Source organism: Streptomyces sp. NPDC037288 (assembly GCF_055603265.1).
In genome coordinates this window covers 1-6,875 of the sequence record NZ_JBVJVY010000118.1, presented here as the reverse complement: position 1 = coordinate 6,875, position 6,875 = coordinate 1, and the positions used below count along the sequence as shown (strand labels likewise).

At 68.1% G+C, this 6,875-nt stretch carries 5 protein-coding genes and 1 pseudogene; 1 reads left to right on the top strand and 5 read right to left on the bottom strand.

Going from position 1 to position 6,875, the window contains the following annotated elements:
- Window positions 1-360 precede the first annotated feature (360 nt).
- From ACZ7GZ_RS41685 to ACZ7GZ_RS41670, 4 genes are all read right to left on the bottom strand, one after another.
- The gene (locus tag ACZ7GZ_RS41685; protein ID WP_471032892.1) at window positions 361-951 is read right to left on the bottom strand and encodes an isochorismatase family protein; all 591 of its coding nucleotides are present in this window, start codon (window positions 949-951) and stop codon (window positions 361-363) included.
- 1,050 nt (window positions 952-2,001) lie between these two features.
- The gene (locus ACZ7GZ_RS41680) at window positions 2,002-3,687 is read right to left on the bottom strand and encodes a ribonuclease J (protein WP_471032890.1); all 1,686 of its coding nucleotides are present in this window, start codon (window positions 3,685-3,687) and stop codon (window positions 2,002-2,004) included.
- A gap of 346 nt (window positions 3,688-4,033) precedes the next feature.
- Window positions 4,034-4,381, bottom strand: a complete 348-nt coding sequence (locus ACZ7GZ_RS41675) for a hypothetical protein (protein ID WP_471032887.1) — start codon at window positions 4,379-4,381, stop codon at window positions 4,034-4,036.
- 83 nt (window positions 4,382-4,464) lie between these two features.
- Window positions 4,465-4,926 carry a hypothetical protein gene (locus tag ACZ7GZ_RS41670; protein ID WP_471032885.1) on the bottom strand — a complete coding sequence of 154 codons (462 nt, stop codon included), beginning with the start codon at window positions 4,924-4,926 and terminating at the stop codon, window positions 4,465-4,467.
- 251 nt (window positions 4,927-5,177) lie between these two features.
- On the opposite strand from ACZ7GZ_RS41670, the pseudogene trhA reads away from it, so the two are divergent.
- Window positions 5,178-5,960 (top strand): annotated as a pseudogene (gene trhA, locus ACZ7GZ_RS41665) (PAQR family membrane homeostasis protein TrhA).
- 132 nt (window positions 5,961-6,092) lie between these two features.
- Here the strand turns inward: trhA and ACZ7GZ_RS41660 are convergent.
- Entirely contained in the window at window positions 6,093-6,395 is a 303-nt protein-coding gene (locus tag ACZ7GZ_RS41660; protein ID WP_471032883.1) for a MerR family transcriptional regulator, read from the bottom strand.
- Between the last annotated feature and the right edge of the window lie 480 nt (window positions 6,396-6,875).

Genomic DNA, 6,875 nt, shown 5'->3' with positions numbered 1-6,875 from the left:
CCTCAGAACTCGCAATGATTCGGAGACCTGGAGTGCTCACCTGCTGGCGGCTACGGACCGTAGTCTTCCCCACGGCCCGACAAGGCCCATTAGAGCCCACTTTGGAGGCCCGCTGTACCGCCTGCAGGCGCCCTTCCCCTCCAGCCGATGCTGATCAACGGGTAGGCCACCAGCAGCCACGCCAGGACCGATGGGGGCAACCCGAGACCCTCACCGGGAAGCACCCCCATTTGTCGGTATTCCGGTCCGAGGGGCGGGCCTCCACGGCCGGTCGGATGACAGCCGCTGGAGGCTCCGGGACGCGTGACACGGACGGTGCGCCCGTTGCGGGCAGGCCCGCGGCGAAAGCGACCGTGGTTCTCAGGCGAGGACGACTGGCTCACCACTCAGCGCCACACCGGCTTGGCGTAGCTCACTGATCGCGGTGCGGGTGGTGTCGGCGGCAACGCCGGCGGTGTAGTCGAGCAGGACCCGGACGGCGAAGCCCGCCCTCACGCCGTCGAGCGCGGTGGCCTTCACACAGTGGTCGGTAGCGATGCCGACGACGTCGAGATCACTGATGTGGCGGGCACGCAGCCAGTCGGCCAGCGACGTGCCGTCCTGGGCCGAGCCCTCGAAACCGCTCTTCGAGGCGGAGTACGCCCCCTTGTAGAACACCTCGTGCACGCCGCCGGAGGTGACGGCGGGCGCGAAGTCCGGATGGAACTCGCTTCCCTCGCTGCCGACGACGCAGTGCTCGGGGAAAGAGCTCTGGAAGTCCGGGTGCTCGGAGAAGTGGGCCCCCGGGTCGATGTGGTGGTCACGGGTGGCGACGATGTGCGCGTACTTTCCATCGGCGCGCCGCACCAGGTCGGCGATGGCCACAGCCCTGCCCGCGCCGCCCTTCACCGGAATACTGCCGCCCTCGCAGAAGTCCTTCTGCACATCAACAACGATCAATGCACGGCGCACGGAGACCCTTTCCCTCGGAAGAACCCATTGCCGGTATGGTCGCTCCCTCCGCCGGTGAGCTGACGCAGCACTCGCCAGCACTCACCCGATAGGGACGCACTTGGTGAAAGTGTCCAGCTGCGGGTCGAGCACCTGGCCGAGTGACGCGCACCTGGCATAGCCCGTGCGGTTGTCCGCCGTCCGGTGCATCGGCTCGATCGGCCGGCTTTGGAACCATGGGGTGGGCCGGGCGCGTGCGGCGCAGTGAGTCGTGCACGGGAGCGGAGTGGGCCAGGGGGGTGCGTCGCGCGCTGGTCGTCACACCCTGCCCCCATGCCGCTTGCTCCGTGATTCTGGCGTGGACACCCTGGCTCCACCACTGTGGCAGGCCGGGCTAGCGCCGGTCGGCGCCCGGTGACGACCTGCCTCACCCTCGTACCGTTGATGACACTCTGATACACGACCCTCCTTCCCACGCGCCGCTGGACGAGCATCACCACCTGACGCTCCGTCGGAAACGGCGTCAAATCAGCGTCAGGACGGTTTCCGACACGCCCCCATGGACCGAGGAGAACGCGCCCATCACCTCGCGAGACGCCACCCGGACGCGCCTGAGCAACCTAGGAGAACTGCCGGTCAGAGGCCCTTTGCTGCGGGCTCCAAAATCGCCACGCACTCCACGTGCGACGTCATCGGAAACACGTCACAGGTCACATGGGGTTTTCCTGCCTTGCGCACGGCCTGTGAGGCGGCCGGAGCGTCAAATGAGCGTCATGACTGACGGACTTTCTCTTCTCCCCCGGCCGGTACACCGGGCTGTCCGCGTTTCTGATCCCCGTGGCCGTCATGTTGCTGCTCGGGCGGCGGGTCAGCTGCTGGAGGGGCTGTGGGATGCCCGGCGCAGCGCTCCCGCCACCGGGCCGTCCCGGGCGCGTCCGGGCGGAACCCGGGCGCGATTCGTACGGGCCGACCCGGTGGCCGGTGATGAGGCTGGACATCAGCAACGACTCGTCGCCGAGTTTCACCTCGTGCACATCGGCGTCCAGCCCCAGACGCCTGCCGGGCTGTGGCTCAGGCGTCGATGATGACCGGGATGATGAGGGGCTTGCGGCGGTAAGTGCGGAACGCCCAGTTCGCCACGGCGCGGGCGACGAGCTGCTCGAGCTGGTGGGCGTCCCCGACGCCTTCCTCGGCCGCGGTGGCCAGGGTCTTCTCGATGACGGGGATGACCGGCTCGAAGGTGGTGTCGTCGTGGACGAAGCCCCGGGCGAGGAAGTCGGGGGCCTCAGCGAGGGCGCCGGTGTCCGCGTCGACGATCGCCACCACCGTGACCACGCCTTCGGCCGCGAGGGTGAGGCGGTCCTTGAGGGACGCTTCGGTGGCGCCGCCGACTTCCATGCCGTCCACATAGACGTTGCCTGCGGGGACCTTGCCGGTGATGGACGCGCGCCCGTCGACGAGATCGACGACGACGCCGTCCTCGGCGATGACGACCCGGTCGGGATCGACGCCGGTACGGATAGCGAGGTCGCCGTTCGCCCGCAGGTGGCGCCATTCGCCGTGCACGGGCATGACATTGCGGGGCTTGACGATGTTGTAGCAGTAGACGAGTTCGCCGGCACTGGCGTGCCCGGAGACGTGCACCTTGGCGTTGCCCTTGTGGACCACGTGGGCGCCCCACCGGGTGAGTCCGTTGATCACCCGGTAGATGGCGTTCTCGTTGCCGGGGATGAGGGAGCTGGCGAGCAGGACGGTGTCGCCCTTGCCGATGCGGATCATGTGGTCGCGGTTGGCCATCCGTGACAGCGCGGCCATCGGTTCGCCCTGGGAGCCGGTGCACACCAGAGTGATCTTGTGGTCCGGGAGCTTCTCCAGCTCCTTCGTGCTCACGACCAGACCGGAGGGGACCTTCAGATAGCCCAGGTCACGGGCGATGCCCATGTTGCGGACCATCGACCGGCCCACGAAGGCGACCTTGCGGCCGTGCTGGTGGGCGGCGTCCAGGACCTGCTGGATGCGGTGCACATGGCTGGCGAAGCTGGAGACGATGACCCGGCGCGGCGCGGTGCGCATCACCTGCTCGATCGCCGGATTCAGCTCACGCTCGGAAGTGGTGAAGCCGGGTACCTCGGCGTTGGTGGAGTCGGTGAGGAACAGGTCCACGCCCTCCTCGCCGAGGCGGGCGAAGGCGCGCAGATCGGTGATGCGGTCGTCGAGAGGGAACTGGTCCATCTTGAAGTCGCCCGTGTGCAGCACCATCCCGGCGCCGGTACGGATCGCGACCGCCAGGCTGTCCGGGATGGAGTGGTTGACCGCCACGAACTCGCAGTCGAAGGGCCCGAAGCCGCGCCGGTCGCCCTCCCGCACCCGCACCGTGCGCGGCCGGATGCCGTGTTCCTTGAGCTTGGCCTCCAGAAACGCCAGCGTCAGCTTGGAGCCGACGAGGGGAATGTCGGACCGCTCGCGCAACAGGTACGGCACACCGCCGATGTGGTCCTCGTGGCCATGGGTGAGCACTACGGCCACGATGTCGTCCAGCCGGTCCCGGATCGAGGTGAAGTCCGGCAGGATCACGTCCACGCCGGGCTGGGTCTCCTCGGGGAACAGCACGCCGCAGTCGACGATGAGCAGCTTGCCGGCGTACTCGAAGACGGTCATGTTGCGGCCGATCTCACCCAGGCCGCCCAGGCCGATGACCCGCAGCCCTCCTTCGGGAAGCGGCGGGGCGGCTTTCAGCTCGGGGTGCGGATGACTCATACCTTGACGTTACCCGGAGAGTGGGACGGGATGATCCATTGCCTGTGTGATCTCTTCTCCCGACAGGGCCGGAGCACCGGCAGCGGCTGCTCCGGGACGATCGGATGACGCCGGCGGCCGGACAGGGAGGGGCAAGGCGGTACCGCCTTCGGTGTGTCAGCCGTGAGCCCGGTGGTGCTGGCGGGGATCTCCTGCCTCTTGTCGTGGTGGCCGGCCTCCGCGGCCTCCCGGTGCGCCTCGGCGCTGGTCCACTCGGTGTACAGCAGTGCCCGAGTGTCGTCGGCGCTGTGCCGGAAGTGCGCCCGATCTTGCCCCGGGTGCCCGCCCTCCCTCGGCTGGGCGGCGATCACGGCGTCCGTGAAGGCGCGCTGCCACTCGGCTCCATGACGTCGAAGGCCGCGGTGACCAGGCAGCCGGGCGTGTGAGTCTCGTCGGCAACGGCGAGGCCGGGGTACCGGCGGTATCGAGACGGCCCGGCGAGGGCGGCTGTCGAGCCGCTGCCCCGCAGGTACGGGTCGTGGGTGCCGTCATCGGCCCCCTGTGCGCGGGTCAGCACAGCGTCACCGTCGGTGCTCAGGAAGCAGGACAGTGCGGCGAGCCCATGCGCCCAGGGACCGCAACCGTGCCATGACGAACCCGTCCTCTCGGCAAGGACCAACTGACCGTCGCCTCCCACCACCACCGTCCGGGTCATGCCCGGATTCGTTCGATCACAGGTCACTGCTCGAACGTCCCGAGGAATTATTCGGATGCTTGTGCGTGCTGGCCCGGCCGGGATCAGACACTCGTCCATGCTTCGATGAAGGCGTTACGTCCGGCCGCATCGGGCAACTTGTGGTCCGCGTGAAGGACGCGCCAGGCGGTGAGTTCCAGGTCCCGGAGCCAAAGTTCGCCGATGACCTGTGTTTTGAGGTCAGGGAGGTGGTCGGACTCGGCGAGCGCCTGGCCGATCACCTCTGCGGCCGCAACGCGCTGGGGAGGCGTCATCTCGTCGACGGCCGAGAGGATCTGTCCGGCCAGACCGGTTCCTTCTCCGGCCAGCGAACGCAGCACCAGGTCCTTGATGTTGGTCGGCAGCAGGTAGGCGGTGCCCGAGGATCGCCACAGGTTCGACCAGAAGCGTTCTCCTGTGTCGGTGGGGGCGGGGAGCGCGGCCAGCAGTCCGAGGAGGTGCGCGGTGGCCGCGTAGCCATCGGAGTGGGCCGCCGCGAGGACGGCGATGCCGGCGACACGCCCCATGTCGAAACGGCCGGTTTCGAACTCTGGGGGCAGCCCCAGTCTTTGTTCCAGCTGATCTGCGAGGGGGGCGGATGCGTGGGAGGGGAAATCGGGAAGCATCGGCGGTCCTTGGGCGTAGGTGGGCGGAGATGCGCGCTCGGGAACCTTGGTCCTTCCCGTGGTCAGGCGGCTTACACTGCTTCCGCAGGCCCAGTTGGTGGCGAGACCGACCTCGACGGACGCTGTCATGGGCAGGCTCTTGGCATGATCGGATGGTTGCCGATGATGCCCAGAAGAACGGGACAGGACGGGAAGTTGTGTCTGGGGACGCCGTAGCCGGTCTCCCCGGCGGATCACATCATGGCAATGCCGGGGAGGAGTTTCACCCGGTTGCCGACCTGGTCGAGTGGGCGGCCGACCTGGTCGAGCCGGTCAAGCCGAAGCTGCGTGGCTGGCTCCATGCCGCGATGGTCCCTGCCTCGGTGAGCGCCGGCATCGTCCTCGTCCGCCTGGCTCGGACCCAGCAGGCGGCCCTGGCTTGCACCGTATACTCCGTCACCGCCTGGCTGCTGTTCGGGACGAGCGCCGTCTACCACCTGGGTAGTGGGGGCCGATGGGCGAGGCCGTCCTGCGTCGCCTCGATCACGCCAACATCTTCCTGATCACCGCCGGAACCTGCACCCCTCTGGCCGTGCTCCTCCTCCCTTCTGACCGGCGAAACCTGCTGCTGTGGATCGTGTGGACGGGCGCGCTGACCGGTATCGCCTTCCGCGTGCTGTGGGTCAACGCTCCCCGCTGGCTGTACACCCCCTGCTACCTGGCCCTGGGGTGGGCACCGGTGCGTTACCTGCCCGACTTCCTGCGCACCGGCGGTGCGGCCGTGGTCACCCTGACACTGACCGGCGGTCTCCTCTACAGCGCGGGAGCGGTGCTCTACGCCGTCCAACGCCCCGCCCCCTCGCCCCGCTGGTTCGGCTTCCACGAGGTGTTCCACGCCCTTGACCGTGGCGGCCTTCACCGCGCATCACATCGCCATCTCCCTCGCCGTCTACTGACCACGACAGCAGGCGCATTCACTACTGCGGCACGGTGCTCTCGCCGCACTCGCGGCCCGATCAACGACTGGGGCCGTGTGGGGGGATGCCTGAAGGGGAGGCGGCGCCCGGGTAGGGAGCGTGCCAGCCGCCTCACCCGTTGTGGCGACGCCACGACCGGGGCCGGAGGTGAGCGAAATGCCGGTGGAGCCGTTCGGACACTGCGGCCTCGATCGGGGTGCCCTGGTCGACGAGCTCACGCGCGCGGGCCGCAATGCGCAGTTGGTAGCGGGAGTAGCGGCGGCGACCGCCCTCGGAGCGCAGTGGTGTGATCAGTCGCGCTTCGCCGATGGGGCGGAGAAAGCCGGGAGTGGTACCGAGCAACTCGGCGGCCCGGCCCATCGTGTAGGCGGGGTAGTCTTCGTCGAGACGGCTTAGCGACTCGTCTGCTGTCATCTCACCTCTCTGTGGAACGCGTGGAGGGGCCTTGGTGCCGTTTGGCACCAAGGCCCCGAAGGAACTGCAACACCATCTGCCGGTCCTCAAGGGTGTTGCACAAGGCTCAGTGCGGGCGAGGCTGAGTGCCGACTGACGTGCTGTTTTTCGCATCGTGAAGTTCGTGCGGTAATACACGGTCACCAGCAGCACCCGCTCGGCCAACGGAAGGCACCGCGGCCGACCACCACCAGGACCGTTGCCGCCCCGTTCCCGCACCGCGCGAAGCAGTTTCTCGAACCGCCCCATCCGCAACCCGGTGAACGTCTCCACCCACACCGGCTCAGCCCTCAACACCCCACCCATAAAGGCAAAATGCCCGCCACTGACCTTGTGCGACACCCTTTAGCTTGATCTTTAACCTGTGCGGCGGGGTCGTGGGGTCGTTGACTTCTTCGTTCGCTGCTTCGTCGTCGGTGTTTTGCGGGGCGTGTGCACGTC

Coding starts and splice junctions, on each gene's coding strand:
- ACZ7GZ_RS41680 (WP_471032890.1), bottom strand. CDS start 3,687: ATGAGTCATCCGCACCCCGAGCTGAAAGCCGCCCCGCCGCTTCCCGAA.
- ACZ7GZ_RS41675 (WP_471032887.1), bottom strand. CDS start 4,381: ATGACCCGGACGGTGGTGGTGGGAGGCGACGGTCAGTTGGTCCTTGCC.
- ACZ7GZ_RS41670 (WP_471032885.1), bottom strand. CDS start 4,926: ATGGGGCGTGTCGCCGGCATCGCCGTCCTCGCGGCGGCCCACTCCGAT.
- ACZ7GZ_RS41660 (WP_471032883.1), bottom strand. CDS start 6,395: ATGACAGCAGACGAGTCGCTAAGCCGTCTCGACGAAGACTACCCCGCC.